The sequence below is a fragment of the Actinomyces sp. HMSC075C01 genome (genome assembly GCF_001812965.1).
In the GTDB taxonomy this organism is placed as follows: Bacteria; Actinomycetota; Actinomycetes; order Actinomycetales; family Actinomycetaceae; genus Actinomyces; species Actinomyces acetigenes.
In genome coordinates, this window is sequence record NZ_KV811009.1 from 17,126 (window position 1) to 41,126 (window position 24,001).

A 24,001-nucleotide genomic window follows, 5' to 3' on the forward strand; every position below is an offset into this window, starting at 1 on the left:
GGAGAAAAATGATGACAAACAGCCCGAACAGCAGCGCGAACAACGAGGTCTGGTGGACCGAGGGTTCGTGGACAGGCGTGGTCACGCCACATGCTGTGATGATCCTGCCCCCGTCGGTGCCGCAGGACCTCACCGAGCGCCTGTGGCGGCTGCTGCGCAGTGAGGAGGCCTCGCTGACGCGGGCCCTGGATGAGCTGGTGATGGGAATGGGCGGACGTCTGGGTGCGATCCCGGACTTCGTGCTCGCCGTCTCGGCGCCCGAGGACGTCTTCCACGTGGCGCTGCGCGGTGCCCCGCAGATGGAGGTCGACGGCAAGGCGCTGGACGCCTCGGCGGTCACCACCTGGTTCGAGACGACGGTGACCGCCCCCAACTCGGTCATCGTCAGCGCGCCCGACGGCGCCGGTCAGGTGCGCCGCCCGGCGGTCGACGCCGTCGTGAGCACCGGCCACCTGGTGCTGCGCGGATCGGAGAAGTCGAGCGGGACCCCGTCCCCCAGCCGTGCATCGTCGAAGGGGTCCGGTGACTCCGACGACGATGACCCTGACCCGGCTGGTCCTGACTACTCCACCGCTTCTGCCGGTTCCGCCGGCACCCCCGCTGCTGCCGTGAGGACCTCTCGGTCCTCCCGTCGGGCATCGCGTCGCGCCTCGCGCCGTCAGTCCGCCTCGTCGGACCACTCGGAGCAGGACGACTCGTCTGAAGGGGCGCCTGCCGAGACCGCGGCTTCCGCCGACGTCGTCGACGACCTCATCGAGATCGCGCAGGACAACGCCGAGCAGCAGGCCCTCGAAGGTGCCGAGCTCGCCGCGTCCCTCGAGAGTGCTGAGGCCGCTGAAGCCGCCGTCGGTCAGTCGGAGGACTCCGACGCCTCTGAGGAGTCGACCCTGAACGCCGACTCCGAGGGACCCGCCGACCTGCTGGCCGTCGTGGCCGGCATCTCTGAGGCGACTGAGGTGACGCCGTCACCCGAGCTGCCCGAGTCGGCCGAGTCGGCCGAGGCCCCCGTCGCGACCCTGGACGCCCAGACCCCTGAGGCTGCCCAGGCCGCTACCCAGTCCTCACCGGAGGCCTCCGATGAGGATCTGCTGATCGCCCCCGTCTTCGATATCCCGGCCCTGCCGATCCCCTCCGCTCAGGAGGCAGAGGCCATGATCCCGCCCCCTCCGCCCCCGTCGAGCGAGGATCTTGAGGCTGCTGGTATCAAGGACGCTGCCGCTGAGGTCACCGAGGTCGTCCAGACCCCGGCCGACTTCGCGCCCGTTGAGGCCGCCGAGGCTGCCGTGGTCGCGGAGGCCACTGCTGTTGCCGAGGCCGCCGCGCAGGTGCACGCCGAGGAAGAGCCCGTACGCTCCGGGGACCACGACGGACAGACCATCAACGGCCTGCCCGAGGACCTCTCCCAGGAGCTGCGCGCTGAGCTGCTCAACCAGGGGCTCGGCCCCCTGGAGCCGAGCCAGTCGGCGGAGGTTGCCGAGTCTGCCGGATCCGCGGCCGCGGATGCCGCAGTGGTCGAGCCCGTGCAGCCCTCCGGCGACGAGCCGGCGACCGCGGAGCTCGGTCGCGGGGATCACGACGGACAGACCATCAACGGCCTGCCCGAGGACCTGGTCGGCGAGCTCGTCTCCCTCGTGGGAACCGGGCCCTCCAGCCCGGCCTCCCCGGTCTCGGCGAGCTCTCCCAGCGAACCCGACGCCATCCGGATCGTGCTGTCGGCGGTGTGCCCCCAGGGCCACCCCAACCCCACGAACTACACCGTGTGCCGCGTCTGCGGAGCTGAGCTCAACCGTCCGGCCAAGTCGGTGGCCTGCCCCCCTCTGGGGCGCGTGGTCACCTCCGGCGGCGAGAGCATCGAGCTCAACCGTCCCCTCCTGGTGGGTCGCAACCCTGTGGCCGACGACATCACCAGCGTCGCGGAGGTCCCCCTCCGTCCGCTGACCGTCGCCAGCCCGAACCAGCTCGTCTCCCGCAACCACATCCTCATCGACCTGGATGCGTGGAGCGTTCTGGCCCAGGACCTGGGCAACTGCAATGGCACCGTTCTCAACCGCCAGAACGAGGCGCCCGTGCGCCTGTCCTCGGCGAATCCGGTGCTCCTGCGCAGCGGAGACGTCCTCGACCTCGGCGATGGTCAGACCCTCGCCTTTGAGAACCTCCCCTGATGCTGGATCACAAGGGACCGCCTCCGGTCATCTCCGGGTTCACGTACCTGGAGAGACTCGGAGCGGGAGGCTACTCCACGGTCTACCTCTTCGAGCAGCACATGCCCCGCCGCGAGGTCGCGGTCAAGGTCATGAACGCTGACGTGGAGGACAAGACCGCCTCCCGCTTCGAGTCGGAGGCGAACCTCATGGCGCGGGTCTCCTCCCACCCGGCCATCCTGTCCATTTACGGCGCGGGCGTCTCCGCCGACGGCCACCCCTTCCTGGTCATGGAGTACTGCCCGCCGCCGCAGCTGGGTGCCATCTTGCGCCAGGGTCCCCTCAATGTCGCTGAGACCCTGTCCACGGCGATCCAGATCGCCGGAGCGGTGGAGACCGCTCACCGGGCCGGCATCGTCCACCGGGACATCAAGCCCGCCAACATCCTGTTCACCACGTACCGTCGTCCGGTGCTCTCGGACTTCGGCATCTCCGCCATGAGTGGGCCGGAGGGGGCTGAGGAGCTGCGGGGGATGAGCGTGCCCTGGGCTCCCCCCGAGCAGCTGGTCGGTATGCGCTCGGCCAATCCGGCTTCCGACATCTACTCCCTGGGTGCGACCACCTTCGCGATGCTCACGGGGCACAGCCCCTTCGAGACCGACGGCATCCCGGACGTCTACGAGCTCTCCCGCCGTATCGTCAAGGACCCCCTGCCGCCGCTGGGGCGTCAGGACGCCCCGCCGTCGTTGCACCGCGTGCTGTCGGTGGCGATGGACAAGAACCCGGACTCGCGCTACCCAACGGCACTGGCCTTCGCCCGCGCGCTTCAGCAGGTCCAGGCCGAGCTCGACCTGCCGATCACGACTGTCGACCTGTTCCAGGAGCCGGACAAGGCCGCGAAGTCAGCCCGGCGGCCCAACCCCGACGAAGCTGACACCGCCACGAAGATGGGGGTGTTCAACCAGGTCGATGTCACCAGCGAGCACATCGCCATGCGGGTGGAGCCCGACAGCGAGGACAACGGCTCGTCGTCGGACTCGGAGGCAGGTGAGCCGAGCCGCCCGAACCGCATGCGGGCCGTGCTGACCGGGCTGCTCGTCGTGGCCATGATCGCCGCCGTCGTCGCCGCGATCGTTGTCTCCCAGAACCAGGACAAGCGCAAGAAGCCCAACAATCCCATTGCCACGATCGCCCCGCAGCCCGACGCCAACCCCCTGCAGGCCTCGGTGCCCATGGTCGGCGATATCGTCGGCGAGGCGCAGGGCGACGGCACGGTGAAGTTCACCTGGGGCGAGCCGGAGACGAACTGGAGTGGCAGCTACCTCTACCGGGTCAAGCTGCCCGATGAGGAGACCGAGCTGGACTCCGTGCACACCAACGAGGTCGTCGTCGACGCCCAGCCGGCGCGCACCTGCCTGGAGGTCACCGCGGTGCGCTCGGATGGTAAGGCGTCCCCGGCCAAGACCGCCTGCGTCGACACTCCCTGAGGCCACCTCCCGAGGGGATCACGCCCGAGGCGTTGTTGAGCCAACGCCCGCCAAGACCCGCAGACACTGGGGCCCGCACTCCTGGAGAGGAGTGCGGGCCCCAGCCGCTTGAGGGAACCGGTGCGGGACTCAGACGACCTCCACCTTGAAGGCGATGCGGCCGAAGAAGATCGTGCTGCCCTCCAGGGCGGACAGGGCCTTGTCCGGTACGGCCTCGACGGTGCGTCCATCGCGGTACTCCACCCGCGTCCCGTTGGTGGAGTGCAGGTCGGTGACCCACACTCCGTCCAGCAGCGGGAAGATCGCCGCATGCGTCTTGGACACCGAGCGCGTGGGATCGTCAAGAGCGACGCGCTCCGCCCCGGGGTAGGCCGAGATGTTGTCGGGGTCGCGGCCCACCACTGTGGGCTCGTGGATGAGGATCGGGTTGCCGCCCAGCAGCGGGACGAGACGTACCGACAGGGCCGGAGCGGCCGAGGAGGCCGACGGGAGCGACGGCGTGGCGGTCTGGGCACTCGCGTTGGGAACCGGGGTGAGCGGGGGCAGGGAGCCGCCTGCAGCGGGGGCGGAGGCCGGTGCGGCAGCCTCCGGCATGCTGCCGGCACTGCGCCTGGACACACCGGTGCGGGACTCATCGGGGACGGCGCGTCCGTCCGCGGGCGAGGGGATTCCCGGCCCCGAGAAGCGGTGTGAGGCGTGGGACCGGCGCGAGGAGCTCTCCTCCGGAGCGGCCGCGCTCGTCGCGCTGCCGGCGGAGGCCCGAGCATGGCTGCGGTGACTGCGCACGGTCGGGTGCGCCGTGCCCTCCGAGGCGGCAGGCAGGCCACCGGGCACGGTGGCGGGGTTGGTCAGGTCCATCGGGGACGCGTGCTGCGCAGGCGCCGACACCGTCTTCGGCTGCTGGGGCAAGCCGTCGTCGGAGACGATGGCTCCCTCCGGCAGGGAGTCCACCGTGGCGGCATCGACCGAGGTAGGAACCGAGGACCAGGGCACCGAGTCGATGAGGGCCTGCGTGTTGCGGTCCTCCGAGGGCAGGATGCTGGAGGTGTCGAAGGTGTGCGCCACCTCCAGGACGGGGCCGGCTCCGGCAGCGTAGCGCTGCCGCTCGGTGGTGAAGAGGCTCTCGCGACGAGGTACGCCGGGCTGTGACACCGACTCTCGCTGATCCTCGGCAGGTGCAGCAGACGAACCGGAGGACTTCTTGCCGGTGTGACCGGGCTGAATCCTCCAGCGCTGGGCGTGGGCGTGTCGTGGTTCCATCGTTTGTGATGTTACGGGTTTTGTGGCTTTCGAGCGCGGGACTTGTGGTGTGGAAGTCGCATCGTGCGACGTGGAGGACCGGGATGCCTCGGAATCGGCAGCAGTTTTGGAGGATTCCGCTGAGGGCGTCGTCGCTTCGGACTGCTGCTGATCGGCCGGGTGCTGAGATGAGGGCGGCGCGTGGGTCGAGGGCTTCTCGGCCTCGTCACCTTGACTGTCGGCGTCATTCGTGGACTGAGACGGCGCGTCCTCCACGACGTCGAGCGTAGCGGTTTCGGTGTCCATCGGCGAGGGCTGCTGCGACGCGGCGTCGTCGGAGCTCGACGCGGCTGCCGACGGCTCCTCGGCTTCCTCGGCCGGCTCCTCGGTCGATGTCGGGCTGGTCGGCTCTGATGATGTTTTCGGTGCGGCATCGTGCGCTGCCGGCTCCGTGGCCTCGGTGAGGTCGTCCGGTGCTGTGTCCGCGTCCCCCTGAGCCGGGGAAGCGGCACCCTCCGGGGCCTTGGGGGCGGTTGCGACGGCGTCCTCGTCGGCCGGCCCCGCCGAGGGCCTCGAGGCCTCCTCCACCGCCGGCCGGGACCCGGCACGGGCCGCAGTCATCGCAGCGGACGCCTGAGGGTCCATGGGTGTGGCGGAAGCGACTGCAACGGCCTCGGCGTCGGTCTCCACGATCGCCGGACCGGCGGAGGCCGCCGACTTCGCAGAGGCGGACGATGAGACGGTCGCCGCCTTGGTGGCCTTGGCGGCGGTATGAGGCGCGGCCGCGGTAGTCGCGGCAGAGGTGCTCACGGCCTGTTCCTCGGCGGAGGTTTCTGAGACCGCTGACGCATAGCCGCTGGACGAGCCGGTGTTCAAGGCGCGACCGGCATGGCGTGCGGGCCGGCCCGGGCGGGCCGGACGGGGCCGACGGATCGAGGGGGAGACCGGATCCGACGTCGTCGGGTGCGCACTCCTGCCGGAGGACTCGGTGATACCTGCCTCGGCGGCGCTCTGGGCGCCCGCGGCGGTGGCCTGCCGGGTCTCCTGTGCTGCCTCTTGACCGGACCGTGCGCGCGTCGAGCCCGGGCGGGGGCCGCGTTTCCTGGCCTTCTTGCCCCGTGCCGCCTTCCCGGCCTTCTTCTCGGCCTTGCGCTCAGCCTGTTCGGAGGGCCGAGCGCGGGAGGCGGACTCGTCTGGCACCTCGGTGGCCTGGGCGGACGGTTCCGAGGCGGGTTCCCGGCTCGTGGCGCTCTGCTCGTCGGAGGAGGAGAGGGACGCGCGCCTGGCGGTGTCCCACGCCTCACCGATGTCCCGGGAGGTGGACTCCTCCGGCGTGTCGGCGCCGGCGTCGGTCTGAGGGCCGGAGGAGGCGGGTTCGGTGACGGGGTGGCGCTCCGATGCGGCCGCTGAGGGAGCGGGCCGTGCGGGGCGCCTCGTCCTGTGGGCGCTGAGCAGCGCCATCCCGGAGAGCTTGTCGTGCCAGCCGCGCCCCTCAGAGTCAGCGGCCGCCGTGCGCATGAGGGCGATGGTGCCCAGGCCGAGCGTGGTGATGCTGACGGCCAGGATGAGGTCGGCGTGGAGGAAGGAGCCCAGCGGTGAGGGGGTCTGGTTGCGGGCCCCCAGCATGCGGATCCTGAGCAGTCTCCCGCCCAGGGACCAGCCGGTGGCGGCGATGGTGAGCCAGCGCGCACCGACGACCAGCCCGAAGGCGATGAGCCCGCTGGTCAGGACCGGGCGCCCGCCCACCTGCCAGATGACGGTGGTCAGGCCTCCCACCAGAAGTGAGCCGATGACGAGGTCGATGACCCCGGCAACAATGCGTGCCCGCACCGGGGCCGGGGGGAGGCGACGATGCGCAGAGGAGGGCGTATGCGCAACCGGCCGGGCCGCATCGGGCTCCGAGCCTCGGGAGCCGTCGCCGTGCGGGTCATCGGGGGCGCTCAGCGCCGTGCCGTACGGACTGACGACGTCGGTGTGCGGCGCGCCATCGGACACGGGGGAGGACGTTGGCGGGCCCGCAGCGGTCGAGGCGCTGCTACGAGCGTCAGCAGTGATCGTCATGACCGCAACCTCCTGGGGGGACGTGACCGCCTGTCGGCGGGATGGACGAGGGAGCGCGGGGACAAACGGGCCCATACCCGCCCCAGGCGCGAGCGTTCCGCCCCCATGCAGCGGACGATCGCATCTGAGGATTCCCACAGCTCCCCTAGAGCGTACGATGGCGGCTCCCCGGAGCTGAAGACCTGGGAGTCAACTGCTCCGGCGAATCGAGGCAGATCGACCTGCGGGAAGTGAGGGTCCAACTGAGCGGCCGCCTCCCGCCGAGTGGCTCCCCACCCGGGGAAGCGCCCCAGGTCACGGGCCCGGTCGAGGATCTCCTCCCAGGCCCCCAGGGCCTTACCGACGCCGGTGCGTGCGCGCCGGCGACTGCGCCGCCAGGCCTTCCACCCCAGGACCGAGCCCACGATCATCGCGATCGCCAGGACGGAGCCTCCGACGGCGATGACCGCGGTCGGCAGGCCGCCCTTGTCCTTGTCCTGGGGGTCGTCGCGCTGCGGGTCCTCGTAGTTGGGGGGCAGCTGGGCGGGGTCCTCATTGGGCAGCGGGGGCTGGAGGACGTTGGGCTCGGGGTTGGAGACCTTCTGGGTGGTCTGCTGCTGGGGAACCTGGTTGCGGTCCGGCGTGACGTCGAAGGACACCCAGCCCAGGCCCTCGAAGGGGATCTCCACCCAGGCCTTGACGTCCTCGCCGGTGACGGTCTTGGCGTCGCCGTCGGTGGCCGGGTCGAAGCCCATGACGACGCGGGCCGGGATGTTGAGCGAGCGGCACATGAGCATCATGAGCACCGAGTACTGCTCGTCGTCGCCGATGAGGGAGTCGGCCTCCACCATGGAGGCGATGCGGGCGGCCCCGTGCCCGGGCTGGGAGGGGCTCTTGGTGCCGTCGGAGTAGTAGCTCGTGCGCAGGCGCTGCTGGAGCGCCCGGATCTGAGCGATGGGGTTGGACTCGGCCCCGACGATCTCCTTGGCCAGGGCGGTCACCGACGGCGGTACCTGCTCGACCGGTCCCAGTGAGGTCTGCGCCAGCGCGGCCTTGTTGAGGGCGGCCTCGGAGGGCGCGGTGTAGGGGGCGACCCGCTCGGTGAGGACGTCGCCCGAGGCCAGGCCGCTGGTGGCGATCCCGGTGGAGGAGAACTTGTCGTAGTACATGCCCTCGCGCAGGGCGGACTGACGCGGCCCGGAGGACTCGATGCGGATCGTCTCGGGCATGGTGGGCACCCAGGGGAAGCTGTAGTCCTCGATGGTCAGGGAGGAGGTCTGCTTGCGCCCGTCGAGCCGGTTGGCCGTCAGCTGGGTCTTGTCACCGATGCGCTCGAAGCGCGACTGGCCGTTCTCGTTCTGACCGATGTGGGCCGACAGGCCGTCGTAGGAGTCCAGGGCGGCGATGCGGATGCGTCCCCCCGAGGGCAGGTTGACGGGCTTCATGAGTCGGGTGTGGGCCTTGTCCGTCTCCAGGGTGCGTACCAGGGACAGCGGGCTGGCGTACTCGGTCACGTCCAGCGGCGGCTGGAACAGGTCACGCACCACCGTCCGGGAGGTGGGGGCGGCGGGGGCGAGGACCATGGCGGCCAGGGAGGTGACCAGCAGCAGCACGGCGGCGATGACCGTTCCGCGCAGGGCCGCTCGGCCCAGGTCCCCGGTGGAGCGGGCGCTCGTGGCGCCCGAGGTCGTCGAGAAGGAGCTCAGGTCCAGGGCCTCGACGACGTGGCTGCGCCGCTGACGAAGGGAGCCGCAGGTCCACAGCGCCAGGATCCCGACGACGAACAGGACGCCCAGCACGGTGGGGCGCACGGTCTCCTGCCCGCCCCAGCCGATGCCGACGGCGGGCAGGCAGGCCAGAGTCAGGCCGGCCAGGACCTCGCGGCCCGCCAGGATGAGGCGGGTCGCCAGCGCCGAGACCACCAGCCCGGTCATCCAGGGCAGCACCGTCATGCCGCTGAAGGAGCTCAGCGGCATCGGCACGGTCAGGGCATCGCGCCACACGGTGATCGTGGAGCCCAGCACGGTCTTGATCGCCGCCGTCCCGGAGCCGACGTCGGTCAGCAGCCACGGGGCCACCAGGACGTGGACCAGCGCCAGGGCCGCCATGCTCGGCAGCACCGACAGGCGCAGGCGTGAGCAGATCAATGAGGTCAGGGCGCCGATGAGCGCGCCGTAGCCGACGGCCAGGCAACCGACCACGGAGGCGAAGACCGGCAGGAAGGGGACCGCTCCGATGGCGAGGATCCCGGCCATGAGGACCAGCTCGAGGGCGGCGGCCGCCGGCGTGGGCGGCTTGGCGCCGCGCCGGGGAGGCAGGAAGCGTCGGGCGGAGAGCGCCGGCCGGGAGGGGCGCGACAGGAGTGGGCCTGCGCCGGTGATGGAGCGGGCCTGACGAGTCGTCTCGTTGCTGGAGAGGCTGCGCGTGCGCGACGACGTCGCCGTCGACCACGAGGAGGGCGACTCGCCCGAGCCGCCTAAGGGCGCGGCGGTGACCTGCGAAGGGGCGTCGGCCGGAGAGGACGCCCCGGCCGGCGAGGCGCCCGAGGTCGGGGAGCCCGCGGTGCGGGGGGACGCGGTGGTGAGGGTCGTCGTGGGGGTCATAGTGCTCGCCTCAGGGCGGTGGGAAGCTGCTCAAGACGGTCCATGTCCACGACCGGCATCGTTCCGGCGTGGTGGCGCGACAGACCGTGCTGGCCCGCGCGCAGAGCAACGGTCACCATGGGCAGCGGGGCGAAGCCACGAGCCCGGGCCAGCACGGCGCGGTCGACCTGCTGACCGGTGACAAGGACGACGATAGAGGCATCGGGGTGCGCCGTACAGGCGTGTCGCACCAGGAGGTCGCAGCCGAAGTCGTCCTCACCGGTGCTCAGCAGGCAGGACGTGTCCAGCATCCGCAGGGCGGAGGAGGTGGGCAGGGCCCCGATCTGGGTGATGAAGCGGACCTCGCGCCCGTCCTGGATCGCGTCCATGGCCAGTGAACAGGCGATGGACACCGCGGTCTCGAAGTCCTCCTCGCCGGCGTAGTCGTCCTGGCGGGTGGACAGCAGGACGAGCAGGCTGGAGCGGCGGGTCTCCTCGAACTGACGCACCATGAGCCGGCCGGTGCGGGCCGTGGTGCGCCAGTGGACGTTGCGCCGGTCATCGCCGGGGACATACTCGCGCAAGGCGTGGAAGGCGACGTCGGAGCTGGACAGGTCCTGGGTGACGGCGCCCTCGATGTCCCGCAGGACGCCGTGCAGGACCGTGCCCAGGCGCACGGTACGCGGGTGGATGTGGATGTGCTGCGGAGTACTCAGGGAGCGCTCGCGCTGGAGCAGCCCCACCGGATCGCGCTGGACCGCCAGGACCGGACCGACGGTGACGATGCCGCGACGCTGCGTGGGCAGGACGAATCCGCGCTCGTGGACGGCTCCGGGGGTCAGGGTCGGCACGACGAAGACGGCGCGCCCCGACCCCACCGGCATCTCCATGCGCGAGGGCAGCAGCGGCCGGGTGCGGGGGTTGGTGACGGTCAGACGGATGAGGGCGTGGTCGCCCACGGTGACGCGGGGCTCGAGCAGGTTGTGGTTGACCGAGTAGCCGCGGCGGGGGATGAGCCACAGCCAGGCGCTCACCGCGACGATGCCGACGGCGGCCGCGGCGCTCCACGCCTCCTGCCAGCCCATGACGGCCCCGGTCAGTCCGCAGGCCGCCAGCAGCACCAGGCTGCCCCATCCGATCGGGGTCACGGTGTGCATCAGCCAGCGCAGCGGCCGCAGCGCCGCCGCGGCCAGTGCGGTCAGCCGGGACTGCGAGGGCCTGGCGCTCAGGGCCTCGCTCGCGGAGGTCGACGACGCGGCCGATGGCGCGGACTGCGCGGACGCCGGCGTCCCCGAGGACGTGGGGGCCGCGGCGGAAGAAGGGGATGCGCCGGACCCGCCCGCCGAGCCCGGACGGGCCTGGCGGGCAGGTTTCTGCGACGTCGTCTGAGGCGTCATGCGGCTCAGTCGCGGGTCGTGGGGGCGGGGACCTGGGCCAGGGCGGCGGTGATGACGCCGGAGGCGGTGGCGCCGGTGAACTCGGCGTCGGGGTCCATGACCAGGCGGTGGGCCCACACGACCTCGGCGAGGTCCTTGACGTCGTCGGGCAGGACGTAGCTGCGCCCCTGGGAGGCGGCCCACACCCGGGCGGCCCGTGCCATGCCGATGGCGCCACGGGTGGACACGCCCATGCGGGTCTCGTCGGCTGCGCGAGTGGCCTCCACCAGCGCCCCGATGTAGTCCAGCACCGAGTTCTCGATGTGGTTCTCCGCGGCGAGGTCGGCCATGGAGGCCACCACGGAGGAGGCCACGACCGCGGACAGGCTCTTGGAGCGGTCCGGGTGGGCCGAGCTCGACAGAATCCGGGTGAGCGCCTCCCGGTTGGGGTAGCCCACGGAGGTCTTCATCAGGAAGCGGTCGAGCTGGGCCTCGGGCAGGCGGTAGGTGCCGGCCTGCTCGATGGGGTTCTGGGTGGCGATGACCATGAAGGGGCGCTCGGTCGTGTGGCGCACGCCGTCAACCGTCACCTGGGACTCCTCCATGACCTCCAGGAGGGCCGACTGGGTCTTGGGGCTGGCCCGGTTGATCTCGTCGGCCAGGACGATGGAGGAGAAGATCGGGCCGGCGTGGAAGTCCCACGTGCCGGTCTTCTGGTCGTAGATCGTCACGCCCGTGATGTCGCTGGGCAGCAGGTCGGGGGTGAACTGGATGCGCGAGTGCGTCCCCTGCACCGAGGCCGCCAGGGCCCGGGCCAGGGCGGTCTTGCCGGTGCCGGGGGCGTCTTCGAGCAGAAGGTGACCCTCGGAGAGCATGGTGGTCAGGGCCAGCTTGATCACGTCCTCCTTGTCGAGCAGCGCCTGACCGACGTTGTTGACAATGGTGGAGAAGGCGTCAGCGAACCATGTCGCGTTCTCGGGAGTCATCGGCATGGAATCAATGATCCTTCGGGTGGAGAGAGGTGAGTGTGTGACTTGTTGCGTTCCGGGCATCGATCTGGTTAATGATCCGGTTACTTCTGGGTGCAGGTGACGGTCTGGTTCCATCTCGGTGTGCGGTGAGGGAACTTGTGCCGGGCGTAACCGTTCTTATCGAGAGTGATCTCCTCCTCGTTCCAGGCGGGCTGCCAGTCCCAGGTGTCCCAGTACCAGTAGCCGCAGGACAAGGTGCTGTTGGGGTTGCCGGAGAGGTCGAAGACCATCTGATAGCAGGTGCCCCAAGGGCCGAAGGGGCGGCATGTCTGCGAGTAGTCCACGGAGAACTGCTGCTGCGTGCCAACCGCGACGGGCTGCTTCTTGTCGTCGTCGTCATCGTCATCGTCGCCGCTGTGCTTGGGCGGCCTGGTGACGGTGTCGCAGCCCCACTCGGAGGTGCTGGCGTTGTTCCTGGCCCGCACGCACCAGGTGAGCGACTCACCGCGCTTGAGCTTGCCGTCGTAGGTGTCACCGATCTCGACGTTCTCCACGGACTTGCCGCCGTCGTCGGTCTGCTCGTACTCGGCGCTCGCGCCGTTGTTGGCCCCGGGGCTCCAGGAGCAGGAGACCTTCCTCTGCTTCTTACCGGTGAGCTCGCAGCTGACCGAGGGAGCCGACGGCGGGCCGTAGGGCGCCACCGGCGAGGAGGCGACGACGTCGGAGTACTGGCCGCTGCCGTTGGCGCGGGCGTAGACGGTGTAGGCCTGCCCGTTGGTCAGTCCCCGGATGGTCGAGGAGCTGGTCCAGGTGACCTGGTCGACGGAGTACTCCACCGTCAGCTCGCCCACGCTCCAGCCGTTGCCGGCCCGGGGCGAGGAGCTCACGGACAGCTCGCCGCTGTTGCCGGTGGCCTTGACGGCGGGGGTCGACGGCGTCAGCGGGGTCGGCTTGTAGGTGTAGCTGGCCTGGCCCGAGGTCTTGGAGCCGTGACCGTTGTCGGCCTCGACCCAGAAGGTCCAGGTGCCGCGCGAGACCGAGACCGTGGTGGAGGTGGAGCCTCCCACGTTCTTGGAGTCGCTGGTGTGCCCGTTGGAGTAGTGCAGCGTGTAGCTCACGGGGCTGCCATTGCCGTTGGCGGCCTGCCAGCTGACGGTGACCGTGCCCCCGTTGGAGGTGATGACGGGGGTCCCGGGGGTGCCGGGCTCGCCGTAGGGCGTCACCGAGTTGGACGCGGAGGACCACTCCGAGACCGTCCCCTGGCTGGACCTGGCGCGCACCTGAGCGGTGTAGGCGCGTCCAGGGGCGACGTCGAAGGAGGCCGAGCCCCCGGAGATGCCCGTCTGCACGGTGCCGTCCGACAGGCGCACGTCGTAGGTCGCCGTGCCCCCGAAGGGGTCGTCCACCTCGGCCCAGGTGGCGGTGAGTTTGCCCGAGCCGGCCGTCAGCGTGGGCGCAGCCGGGGTCTTGGTGGTGGCGTTGTGCTGATAGGACACCGTCGCGGCCTCGGAGTCGCCGTACTTGTTGGTGGCCACGACCTGGATGCTGTAGCTCTGACCGGGCGTCAGGCCGCTGATGAGGCAGTTCGAGGTCGAGCAGGCCTGCTCGGTGCCGTTGACACTGACCTTGTAGCCGGTGATGGGGGAGCCGTTGGCGGAGCCGTCGGTCCAGGACACGCGCGCCGAGTCGGCGCCCACGGGGGTCACGCTCACCCCGGAGGGGGCTGCGGGCGCCACCCCGCCGACCTGCACGGTGATGGTGCCGGTGACGGCCCGGGACTCCGAGCCGGTGGAGTCCAGCACCTTGTACTGCGCGGTGATGGTGCCGTGGAACCCGCTGTTGGGCGTGATCGTCACGGTTGTGCCCGAGGCGCTGATCGCGCCCTGGCCGGAGGTGATCGTCGGGGTGCCGGACAGGGTGATCGGCTTGTCCGGGAAGGGGTTGCTCACCGCCTTGGACACGTCGGTGCTGACCGCCTCTCCGTTGCGGGACTCCAGGTTGATCGGGGCCGTGGTCATGAGGGGCTTGTTGGAGGCGCTGACCCGCACGGGCAGGGAGGCGCTCACCGGCGGGTTGACGCCGTCGGAGACCGTGATCGGGATGGAGCCCGTGGTGCCCTCGGCGGTCTTGTCGGCGGCCTTGACCGACAGCGTCGAGCCGCTCAGGGAGATCTCGAATCCCGCGGGGGCCGGACCGGCCTGGAAGGAGAGCTTGTCACTCGGGTCGGGGTCGGTGGTCATGGCGGCCAGGTTGGCCGTCACGGCCCCCTCGCCGGGGGCCACCGTCACCTCGGTGGGGGTGAAGGTCGGCGGCCGGTTCGTCGAGGACTCCACGATGATCGGCAGCGTGAGCGTCGCGCTCAGGGCGTCCGAGCCGGTGCCGTCGGCCACGGTGAAGGTCACCGAGGTCTGCCCGGTGAAGCCCGAGTCGGGGGTGAAGGACAGCGCCGACCCGCCCGAGGCGGCCTTGGCGTCCTTGGTGCCCTTGGCCATGTGGATGGAGGAGGTGTCCGTGATGACGGGCTTGGTGCCCTCACGGGTGAGGATGTAGGAGGACAGGTTGATGTCTGTGGTCTTGTCCGACAGGACGCGGGCGGGAACGGCCGAGGGGTTGATGCGGGGTCGCAGGGCCGAGCGTGCCGGCACGACGACGACGGCGTGACCGGTCAGCCCGTCGGCGTCGGTGATCGTGTAGAGCACGAGCCGCTGGGTCTCGCCCACCGTCAGGCTCAGGGAGTCCTTGCCCACCTCGACGTCGGGGTCGGAGGAGGACAGCTTGAGGTCCCACGGCGAGCCGTCGGTGTCCTTGTCGTTGTCCAGGACCGGGACGGTGACCCGGCCGTTGGCGTCGACCTGGTCGACGGTGACGTAGTCGTCCACGCCTACCGGGTTGGCCAGGGGGGCGTTGCTCGAGACCTGGACGGTGACGGTGCCGGTGTCCGTGCCGCCGCGTCCGTCGGAGACGGTGTAGGCGACCGAGTAGTTGCCCTCCTTTTTCGGCAGGTCGAGCACCAGGCGGCCGGCCCGGGTGGACACGCCCAGGGAGGGGTCGCTGGAGACCGGGTCGCCCTCCAGGGACAGGCTGTCGCCGTCGGTGTCCAGGTCGTTGGACAGCACGTCCACGGCCACGGTGCGTCCGGGCTTGGCCACGACCAGGTCGTCGGTGGCCACGGGGGCCACGTTGAGCGGCGAGGCCGGGGCGACCCCCACCCGGACCGTGCCGGTGGCCTGAGCCCCGAAGCGGTCCTCGACGACGTAGGTGAAGGTATCGGTGCCGGTGGCCCCCTCGGAGGGCGTGTAGGTCAGCCACGAGGAGTTGATCTCCACCGAGCCCAGGGACGGGGCCTGGTTGAGGCCCACGAGGCTCACCGAGTCGCCGTCGGGATCGATACCGTCCAGCGGCACGGTGATGTTCGTGGCCGAGCCGGCCAGGGTGCGGGCCTCCAGGTTGCGCGGTGAGGGCGCGGAGTTGTGCTCGGCGTCCTGGGCGCGCACCTCCACGGTGAGGATGCCCGAGGCGGTCTGGCCCTGGTCGTCCTTGGCCGTGTAGGCGTAGGAGGTGCGGCCGGGCTGGTTGCCGGCGCGGAAGCGGACGGTGTTCTCGCTGACCCAGGCGGTGCCCAGCTCATCGCCCACCAGGCCGACCTGGGAGTCCACCGACAGGTTGAGGCCGGCGGGGGAGGAGTCGTTGTCCAGGACCGGCACGGTGACGACGTCGCCGGCTCGCACGACGGCGGTGTCGTTGGTGACCACCGGCGGCTGGGGCTGGGACTGGGTCACCGGGACGATGGAGACCTTCCCGGTGGCGCTGGAGGTGCCGTTGGTGACCGTGTACTCCACCGTCAGGTTGGCCGGCACGGTGCTGGCCGCGCTGATCTGCAGCAGGGAGTGGTCCACGACCGTGACGGTGACCCCGGAGTCCGGCGGGGTCTTGACCGACTGCAGGACCAGGATCCCCCCGGAGGGGTCGAAGTCGTTGTTGAGCGGGGCGATGGTTGTCGAGCCGCCGTTGCGCAGCAGGGCGGTGTCGTTCTCGGCCTCGGGAGGCACGGTGGCGTCGGCCTTGGGCGTGACGTCCACGCGCACGATGCCCTGGGCCGTGTTGGCCCCGTCCATGACGTCGTAGGTGAGGTAGTAGGTCTGGGCCTGGGCATTGGCCTCGGTGGAGAAGGTGAAGACACCGGCCTGCTGGTCGACGCTGATCGAGGTCCCGGCCGGGGCCTCCTGCACCGCGGCCAGGCGCAGGGTCCCCCCGGAGGGGGAGGTGTCGTTGTCCAGGGGCGAGACGACGGCCTTGGTGCCGGCGACGACGCGCACGTGGTCGGCGTTGGCGATCGGCTTGGCCGACTGGGCCGGCTGCACGTCGACCTTGACCACGCCGGAGGCGGTCTCCCGGCCGTCGGAGACGGTGACGGTCAGGTCACGGGTGCCGGTGCCTGCACCCAGCTCGCGCACCGTGACGGTGCCCTCGTTGGAGACCTTGGTGTCCAGGCCATCGCCCTGGGCGGAGACCAGGTAGAGGTCGTCCCCGTCGGGGTCCAGCCAGTGGCCCAGCACGTCCAGGGAGCCGGAGGCCTTCTCGGCGACGGTGAGGGTGGGGGTAGTGATCTGCTTCGGGGCGCCGTTGACGTCCCAGCCGTGGACGTCAACGGTGGCGACGGCGGAGTCGCTCATCCCGCGGCCGTCGTCGGCCGTGTAGGGCACGGAGTAGCTGCCGGAGGCGTTGTCCGGGATGTCCATGCGCAGAGCCAGCCCGCCCTGGGCCTTGGTGGCCTTGAGCGACCCGCCGTTGTCCTGGGGGGTGGCGGTGAGGACGTCGCCGTCGGGATCGGTGTCGTTGGCCAGCACCGGCAGGAGCGCGGAGCGGCCCGGGCGCACGCCGAAGTTGTCATCGACCGCCTTGGGAGGGTGGTTCTCCTCGGTGCGCTCCGGCGGGGTCTGGGAGTCCGAGGTGTTGGCCGAGTCGTCCTTCTGATCGGCGTTGTCGTCGGTCTGGGCGGTCTTGTCCGTCCAGTCGTCGATGAGGACGAGGTCCTCGTTGGGCAGCCACACCGAGCCCGTGTCCAGGTCGTTGAGCACGATGGCGTCGCGGTTGACCCGGAAGATCGGGGCGGAGGAGGAGGCGAGCTTGTCGTCGTGGGCGGTGTCGGTGCCGCCGCCGAACAGTCCCGAGCAGCTGCGCACGAACTGGCCCGAACCGGACCAGGCCGCGTACACGCACTTGCCCAGGCGCACTGGCTGGGCGGGCACGCCCTCGGGGGCGGAGCCCTCCTTGGCCGACGGCGTCCTGGTGACCTTGCCCCCGTCCATGGGGACGGAGATGAGCTCGTTTCGGGAGGCGACCAGGACCGAATCGGCCTCGGGACCGGGCTGCTGGAGCACCAGGCCGGAGGTCCCCAGGTTGACGGACTTGCCCTCGGGCAGGTGGAGGATACCGGTGCCGCGCTCCAGGACCACGGGCTGGTCGCCGACGGCGGTGATGGCCAGATCGGTCCCGGCGGTCAGCTTCAGGGAGGTGTTCGTGGCCTCCTTCCAGCCCTTGTCGCTGGTTTCCAGGGAGACCAGCGACTTGCTGGTGGCCGAGGCGGCGTGGATGGCGCCGTCCTTGCCGATGGCGGCCACGACGTCGGGCATGCCGGTGACCACGGGGGCGGCCGCGGTCAGGGAGCCGGCCTCCTTGGTCTTGGCGGCGCGGATGGTGCCCTGAACCTTGTCGACCGCCATGACCCGGTCCCCGCCCTGGGCGATGGTCACGCCCTTGGTGAGCTGGGTGCGCCCGGAGAAGGCGACCTGGGAGGGGTCGACCGAGGAGACGGAGGCGTCGCCGGAGTCGGGGACCAGGACGTCCTCGGCGTTCTGGGTGACGTCGAAGGAGGACGAGGAGGTGCGGATCGCGCCGTCGACCTCGCGGGAGGGGTAGTTGAGGCGGGCCACCAGGTGCTTGGAGGTGGAGGTGACCCACACGCCGCCGTCGTTGAGGTGCAGGTCGGCCTGGGCCACGCCCTCGTGGAGCCAGGCGGCCGTTCCCAGGGCGGTGACGCACACGACGGCGGCCAGTGTCGACATGCGCTTGCGCAGCCGCACGCGCTGGGCGCGCGACTGGGGGATGCGGAAGGTCGCGGCCAGTCGGGAGGTGGTGGTGCCGGAGGTCAGGCCCGAGCCGACGTCCTGAACGTCGTCGGATCGGGAGGCCCTGCTCCGCCGCCGCAGGCGCAGGGCGCCGGCGGCACGGGCGAGCAGACCGGGACGGTCCGCGGCGGACGACTCGGTCTGAGCGGTGCCGGAGTCGGATCGGTTGCTTCCTCCGTCACCGGCACCGGAGGCGGCTGCGGTGGAGTCGATGCTGCTCGACGGGGTGTCGGGCGTCTCGAAGTCGTTGCGTGAAGTGGTCACTTGGCCCCTTGGGGACTACGGGATGCGACCTCCTGGACGAGGGTGCGTCGCAGCATCGTCGAGGAGGTGGTGGGTGTGTAGGGCAGGTAGATCACCGAGGCCCCGACCTCGGCCATCTCGGCCTCCAGACGGCGGCCCTTGTCGGTACCCTCCCAGTCAGTGCCCTTGAACAGCACGTCGAAGGGGGAGCGCTTCCAGGCCAGGCGCTTGTCCTGGTCATAGTCGGGGACCACGGAGTCCACCATGCGCAGGGCGGCCACCATGGCCATGCGCTCGGCCAGGGGCACGATGGGGGCGCGTCCCTTCATCCGCTCCAGCGACTCGTCGGTGGCAACCCCCGCGATGAGGCGGTCGCAGCGCTTGGCCGCCTCGGTGAGGATGTTGAGGTGCCCCACGTGCAGCATGTCGAAGCCGCCGGGGACGTAGCCGGTGATCATCAGTAGGCTCCTTTTCCGCCGATAACCGCGCGCAGCGTTCCGGCGAAGATCTTCGCGTCCAGGGCTCCGCCCCGGTTCTCCACGTAGTGACGGTCCAGGGCCACGGTCGAGGCCCAGGACAGGTCCGAGCGTCCGGAGATCTGCCACAGGCCGGTCAGCCCGGGCTTGACCAGGAGACGACGCAGCGCCTCGGCGTCGTACTTGGCGACCTCGACGGGAAGGGCGGGGCGGGGCCCCACCAGGCTCATGTCCCCGCGCACGACGTTGATGAGCTGGGGGAGCTCGTCGATCGACAGGCGGCGGATCCAGCGGCCCACGCGGGTGATGCGCGGGTCCTGACGGTCCTTGAACATGACCTCGTTGCCGGCGTCGCCGCCGGCCTTGACCACCGAGGCGCGGCGCGCGTCGGAGTCGATGTACATGGAACGGAACTTCCACATGGTGAAGGGCTTGCCGTTCTGGCCCACGCGGGTCTGGGTGTAGAAGACCGGACCGGGGGAGTCGAGGCGGATGGCGAGCGCGGTGGCCGCCAGCAGCGGCGAGATGAGGGCCAGCCCGATGGCGCCGGCGAGGCGGTCGAACAGGGCCTTGCCCGCGGCGCGGGTGCGGCGGGTCTTGACGGCGATGAGACCGGTCCAGCCGTGCGTGACGGTCAGGGCCCGCATGCGCCCGGGCACGACGTCCTGCAGCCCGGGGGCGACGACGAGGCGCACCTGGGTGCCCTCCAGGCCGCGCATGAGGGTGACCAGGTCCTCGGGGATGACCGAGCCGACCGTCATGACGGCGTCGATGCGCTCGGCGTGCAGGGTCTGGGCGATGTGCTGGGGGCTGCGCACGGGCTCAGCCGAGTGGAAGGCGCGGTCCTGCCCGGAGGACAGGTAGCCCACGATGAGGAAGCCGTCCATGGGGTGGCGGCGCAGCTGGGTGAGCATGGGCTGGGAGCCCGAGCCCATGACGATGAGGGTGCGACGCAGGGCGTGCCCCTCGAGGCGGCGGCGGCGCAGCCACCCGGCCTCGATGGAGCGTCCGGTGATGGCCAGGAGGAGCTGGACCGCCAGAGTGACCAGCAGGGTGGTCCGGGCAACTCCGGACAGGTCGGCCAGCAGCAGGGCCACCGGGACGCTCACGGCGGCCGCGGCGACGAAGCGGCCCGTACCGGGGCCGGCCTGCTCGACGGCGTCGATGCCCAGAGCACCCAGGAACCAGGCGACGAGCACCATCGTGACGCCCACGGTGGTCGCGGACCAGACCAGTGGCAGGTGGCCACCCAGGAGGGCGAGCCAGAAGGGGACGGCGACGGCGAAGAGATCGGACAGGACGAGCCAGATGACGAGGTCGTGGCGCGTGCGTGCCCAAGGACTGCGCGGAGCGGTGGGGGAGATGGCGTCGGCTGCTGCTGTCGAGGGACGCCGGTGCTGCTCGCGCTGGGGCAGTGTCAGGGTCGAACTAGACAAGGTGGACTCCGCAGGGATGATCGTGGGTGGGCAATAACTGGTCGGCTAGTGCTGACGGGACGTCGTGAACAGCAGCGTTTTAGAATGCTACTAACTCTTGCGGACGTTATTTGTGGGAAGTGGCCAAGATCGCAGGGACAAGGTGAGGAGTCGAAGGGTTTCTGAGACGTCTGTATGTTACAGGTGAGCAACGATATGGAGGTGTCAATGCACCTGTGAGGGACCTTTCAGGGTTCTTCCAGCGAGCCGCGTTCTGGCTGGTCATGACCGGTTTGCTGGGGTTGTGCCAAGGGGGGTGGGTGGGGGACCGTCTATGTCACAAGACGATAAACAAAAGATACCAGGTCGCCGGTCCTGATGCGTCTACTCTCGTGCCTGTCTTCGGGCGTCTTTCCGATGCCGGATTGTGACCTTCCTACAACATCAGGAGTGCTACGTGACCCAGTCGAGTTCTTCGGCGCCACAGCCGGCTTCCGAGCCGGCCGTGGCGCAACCGGCGTCCGGCGGTGCCCCGGCGGGTGCCTCTGAGCGCGGGCGAGATGCGGATAGCTCAGGCGCCGCAACCCTCTCGGAGGTTGAGGTGAGTGATGGGGCGGCCGCGTCCCGGGGCTCTCGTCGTTCTCCGCTGCGGCGGCTCGGCGGGGCCCTCAAGCGGGGGTCGTCGTCGGGCGCCAGCTGGTCATCTGTGGGAACCACAGCCGTGGCCAAAGTGGTGGTCATGGGGGTGTCCGGCATCTTCGGGCTGGTCAACACCAGTCTCATCATCAGGCACTTCGGGGCCGACGCCTTCGCCCAGTACGGCCTGCTGGCCACCTTCCCCACCCTCATGCCCTTCACCGACCTGGGCATCGGCGCGGTCATCCTCAATACGGTGGCGAGCTCGAGCGACCCGGCCCACGACTCGACCGTACGGCGCACGATCACCACCGCCGTCCGCGTGCTGCTCGGCTCCGCCCTGGTCATCAGCACCGTCGGCGTCGTCGTCCTGCTGCTGGGCGCCTGGCCCTGGCTGCTGGGGGACAAGCTCATGGAGGGTGGCGGGCTCACCGCCACCGTCTGCCTCATCATCTACGCCGCGGCCCTGCCTCTGTCCGTGGGTCAGCGGGTCATCATCGGCCTGGGGCGTTCCACCACCCAGGTCATCAGTCAGGGGGTCGTCTCCCCGGCCATGTCCTGCTTCCTGCTGCTGGCCATTGTCACCGGACTGGGGCGCGGCAACGCCGTGTCCATCTACTCCTACATCGCCAACGCCCTGGTGTCGGTCATCTGCATCGTCGTCGCCTGGCGCGCCACCCGTCCCCTGTTCAAGGGTGCCCTGAGAGACGTGCCGCGGCTGCGCAGCGTGCGCGGCGTGCGCATCGTCAACACCGCGGGACCCCAGCTGTTGCAGTCTCTGGCCATCCCGATCGCCTTCCAGACCGACCGCCTCCTCCTGTCCCACCTGGGGCAGTCCCAGGCCCTGGCCGAGTACAACCTGGCCAACAACCTGTTCAACATGCTCACCCAGACCGTCATGGCCGCCGGCGTCGCCATGTGGCCCATGTTCGCCAGAGCCCGGGCCGACAAGCGCATCGAGAGCCCCTTCAAGCCGGCCATCGCCTTCAGCGGGGGCGGCTTCCTCCTGGCTCTGGCCCTCGTTGCCATCACCCCCTGGGCTGCCCGCGTCATGTCCCACGGCAAGATCGTCCTCCCAACCGTGCTCGTGTGGGCCTTCGCCGCCTATGTCGCCGTCGAGGCCGGCAAGCAGCCGCTGGGCATGTACATGACCGACCCGCGCGGCCTGCAGTTCCAGGTCATCCCGGTGCTCATCCTGGTGCCGATGAACCTCGCCATCTCCTGGGTCCTCATTGGGCCCTTCGACGCCGCCGGGCCTATCCTGGGCTCGGTGATCTCGGTGGTCCTGTGCCAGATCCTCCCGTATGCCTGGTGGGTTCGCCGGGACGTGGCCAGGCGTCGTCGAGAGCTGGCGCAGCGGTGATCCCCTCCTCGTCGGCCGCCGGTGCGGAGCCGGCTCGCGGAGCCCGGGAGCCGACGCCGTGGCCCGACGCCCGGCCGCTGCCCGATGTCCCCCGACTCCCTGATCTCGCCGTTCCTCATCTGTCCAACACCCGGTCCGGTTCCCCGGACCCCACTCAAGGAGAGGCCTCATGAGCTCCCCTGCTGGTTCCCCCACCATCGCTGAGAACATCAGGGCCCTGTCCCGGGCTCAGAAGTCCAAGGCCGGTGCCCCCCTCTACTCCCGCATCATCAACCGCCCCGCGGGGCGGGTCCTGGCCGCGATCGCCCACCGGCTGGGCGCGACCCCGGACCAGGTGACGGTCCTGTCGGCACTGTGCACCTACAGTGGCATCGCCCTCATCGCCCTGTGGCGTCCTACAGTCGTGTCCGCCGTGGCGACCGCCCTGCTGCTCATGTTCGGCTATGCCCTCGACGCCGCTGACGGGCAGCTGGCGAGATTGCGCAACGGCGGATCAAAAGCCGGTGAGTGGCTCGACCACGTCGCAGACGTTATTAAGCTCTCGACAATTCACGGAGCCATCGCGATCTCACTGTTCCGTTTTGCAGAATTACCGGCCCCGGTCCTGCTTATTCCGCTCGCGTTCGGGGCGGTTCAAAATATTCACTTCTTCAGTTACATTCTGACGTATCAGCTGCGTTATCACGGTGGGACGCCCCTGGCCAAGGACGAGTCCCGCCCCGGCGTCCTCAAGTCGGTCCTGTCGGCTCCCACGGACTACGGGCTCATGTGCTTCGTGCTCATGACCCGCTTCGCCCCCACGGTCTTCCTGTGGGTGTACGGCATCATGCTCCTGGGCTACGCGGGCTACGTGGCCCTGGCCCTGCCCAAGTGGTACCGAGACCTGCGCAACGACCTCCAGTAGCCCCTCGCGAGATCTCCAATCGCTTTTCCCTCAAACGTCTGTTAAGGAATCTTATGGCTCTGCTAACCGGCCGCAAGGCGCTACTGGTCTATACGGGACGCAAGGACGGACTGGGCAACCGCGTGCGCGCGCTGCTGTCCGCCCAGGAGCTCGCCCGAGTCGAGGATCGCGACCTCTACTACGTGTGGAGCACCGATGAGTACTTCGGCCCCAGGATGGATGAGCTGTGGCACTTCGAAGGGGGCAGCCCCGTATCGCGCCTGACCTCCCGAGCACTCCTGCCCGTGGCCCAATACCGCCGGCCCAAGGGCGTTCGAATCACCGCCGACCTGCGTCGCCGCCACCTGTGGCAGATCCACTCCCACGGCCTGCCCGTCACCTGGGAGGACCCCGCCTGGCGGGGGAGCGCCGGGGAGGGGACCGGGCCCGCCGGGCCGCGTCCCTGGACCGAGCGGCTGCGCGAGCTCACCCCCGTTGACGAGATCGCCGACGAGGTCCGCTCCCTCTACGACGCTCACCTGCGGGGACGCCCCTACGTCGGCATCCAGGTGCGCACCCATGCGGTCTCCCACGCCAAGACCATCGAGTCCTCACCGGTGGAGTGGTTCGCCAACCGGATGCGCCAGATCCGCGCCGACCACCCCGACGTGCCCTTCTTCCTGTCCTGCGACACCCCCGAGGCTCAGAAGCAGTTGGCCGGGGAGTTCGACGGCTGCGTCTTCCTGACCGACAAGGGCGGATACAACACCGTCAGGGGCGTGCGCTCCGGCCTGGTCGACCTCTACCTGCTGGCCAGCTCCCAGCACCTCATCGGGGCCTCCTTCTCCAGCTTTGTGGAGATGGCCGTCTTCCTGTGCGACGGCGTCGTCCCCTTCGAGCGGCCCGACCAGCCGCTCGAAGGCGAGTTCAGCCTCTCCCTGGGGCTGGCCGAGGACCCGCTGCGCCCCGCCCAGCGCTGACGCCCCACCGAGCCGGGCATTTTTCGCGTAGCCCTACAGAA

The 24,001-nt window shown here is 70.2% G+C and carries 12 protein-coding genes; 5 read left to right on the forward strand and 7 right to left on the reverse strand.

Annotated features, from left to right (window positions below; all coding sequences use genetic code 11):
* Positions 1-8 precede the first annotated feature (8 nt).
* Positions 9-2,162, forward strand: a complete 2,154-nt coding sequence (locus HMPREF2883_RS08325; protein WP_070660962.1) for an FHA domain-containing protein — start codon at positions 9-11, stop codon at positions 2,160-2,162.
* On the forward strand, positions 2,162-3,628 hold the full coding sequence (locus HMPREF2883_RS08330) for a serine/threonine-protein kinase (RefSeq protein WP_070660964.1): 1,467 nt from the start codon (positions 2,162-2,164) through the stop codon (positions 3,626-3,628). Before HMPREF2883_RS08325 ends, HMPREF2883_RS08330 begins: the two co-directional genes overlap by 1 nt.
* A gap of 129 nt (positions 3,629-3,757) precedes the next feature.
* Here HMPREF2883_RS08330 and HMPREF2883_RS14195 read toward each other — a convergent pair whose 3' ends face one another.
* The 7 genes from HMPREF2883_RS14195 to HMPREF2883_RS08365 form a co-directional block, all read right to left on the reverse strand.
* Positions 3,758-6,928: an RDD family protein gene (locus HMPREF2883_RS14195; protein WP_083313566.1), complete on the reverse strand. Its 3,171-nt coding sequence runs from the start codon at positions 6,926-6,928 to the stop codon at positions 3,758-3,760.
* Positions 6,925-9,510: a transglutaminase-like domain-containing protein gene (locus tag HMPREF2883_RS08340; protein ID WP_070660967.1), complete on the reverse strand. Its 2,586-nt coding sequence runs from the start codon at positions 9,508-9,510 to the stop codon at positions 6,925-6,927. Before HMPREF2883_RS08340 ends, HMPREF2883_RS14195 begins: the two co-directional genes overlap by 4 nt.
* Entirely contained in the window at positions 9,507-10,886 is a 1,380-nt protein-coding gene (locus HMPREF2883_RS08345) for a DUF58 domain-containing protein (protein WP_070660970.1), read from the reverse strand. The genes HMPREF2883_RS08340 and HMPREF2883_RS08345 overlap by 4 nt, the downstream gene beginning before the upstream one ends.
* A 5-nt stretch (positions 10,887-10,891) precedes the next feature.
* On the reverse strand, positions 10,892-11,857 hold the full coding sequence (locus HMPREF2883_RS08350; RefSeq protein WP_003787581.1) for an AAA family ATPase: 966 nt from the start codon (positions 11,855-11,857) through the stop codon (positions 10,892-10,894).
* An 80-nt stretch (positions 11,858-11,937) separates the two neighbouring features.
* On the reverse strand, positions 11,938-18,228 hold the full coding sequence (locus HMPREF2883_RS08355) for a fibronectin type III domain-containing protein (protein WP_083313567.1): 6,291 nt from the start codon (positions 18,226-18,228) through the stop codon (positions 11,938-11,940).
* On the reverse strand, positions 18,225-18,665 hold the full coding sequence (locus tag HMPREF2883_RS08360; protein WP_070660973.1) for an FAD synthase family protein: 441 nt from the start codon (positions 18,663-18,665) through the stop codon (positions 18,225-18,227). Before HMPREF2883_RS08360 ends, HMPREF2883_RS08355 begins: the two co-directional genes overlap by 4 nt.
* Positions 18,665-20,119, reverse strand: a complete 1,455-nt coding sequence (locus tag HMPREF2883_RS08365; RefSeq protein ID WP_070660976.1) for a sugar transferase — start codon at positions 20,117-20,119, stop codon at positions 18,665-18,667. The genes HMPREF2883_RS08360 and HMPREF2883_RS08365 overlap by 1 nt, the downstream gene beginning before the upstream one ends.
* Before the next feature lie 718 nt (positions 20,120-20,837).
* Here HMPREF2883_RS08365 and HMPREF2883_RS08370 point away from each other — a divergent pair.
* From HMPREF2883_RS08370 to HMPREF2883_RS08380, 3 genes are all read left to right on the forward strand, one after another.
* Positions 20,838-22,097 carry an oligosaccharide flippase family protein gene (locus HMPREF2883_RS08370; RefSeq protein WP_070661141.1) on the forward strand — a complete coding sequence of 420 codons (1,260 nt, stop codon included), beginning with the start codon at positions 20,838-20,840 and terminating at the stop codon, positions 22,095-22,097.
* A gap of 169 nt (positions 22,098-22,266) precedes the next feature.
* Positions 22,267-23,001, forward strand: coding sequence for a CDP-alcohol phosphatidyltransferase family protein (locus HMPREF2883_RS08375; RefSeq protein WP_070660979.1), 735 nt, complete (start codon positions 22,267-22,269; stop codon positions 22,999-23,001).
* Between the two features lie 53 nt (positions 23,002-23,054).
* Positions 23,055-23,960, forward strand: coding sequence for an O-fucosyltransferase family protein (locus HMPREF2883_RS08380; protein WP_070660983.1), 906 nt, complete (start codon positions 23,055-23,057; stop codon positions 23,958-23,960).
* The last annotated feature ends 41 nt before the right edge of the window (positions 23,961-24,001 follow it).

Coding starts and splice junctions, on each gene's coding strand:
- HMPREF2883_RS08370 (WP_070661141.1), top strand. CDS start 20,838: ATGGGGGTGTCCGGCATCTTCGGGCTGGTCAACACCAGTCTCATCATC.
- HMPREF2883_RS08345 (WP_070660970.1), bottom strand. CDS start 10,886: ATGACGCCTCAGACGACGTCGCAGAAACCTGCCCGCCAGGCCCGTCCG.
- HMPREF2883_RS08325 (WP_070660962.1), top strand. CDS start 9: ATGATGACAAACAGCCCGAACAGCAGCGCGAACAACGAGGTCTGGTGG.
- HMPREF2883_RS08360 (WP_070660973.1), bottom strand. CDS start 18,665: ATGATCACCGGCTACGTCCCCGGCGGCTTCGACATGCTGCACGTGGGG.
- HMPREF2883_RS14195 (WP_083313566.1), bottom strand. CDS start 6,928: ATGACGATCACTGCTGACGCTCGTAGCAGCGCCTCGACCGCTGCGGGC.
- HMPREF2883_RS08350 (WP_003787581.1), bottom strand. CDS start 11,857: ATGCCGATGACTCCCGAGAACGCGACATGGTTCGCTGACGCCTTCTCC.
- HMPREF2883_RS08375 (WP_070660979.1), top strand. CDS start 22,267: ATGAGCTCCCCTGCTGGTTCCCCCACCATCGCTGAGAACATCAGGGCC.
- HMPREF2883_RS08380 (WP_070660983.1), top strand. CDS start 23,055: ATGGCTCTGCTAACCGGCCGCAAGGCGCTACTGGTCTATACGGGACGC.
- HMPREF2883_RS08340 (WP_070660967.1), bottom strand. CDS start 9,510: ATGACCCCCACGACGACCCTCACCACCGCGTCCCCCCGCACCGCGGGC.
- HMPREF2883_RS08330 (WP_070660964.1), top strand. CDS start 2,162: ATGCTGGATCACAAGGGACCGCCTCCGGTCATCTCCGGGTTCACGTAC.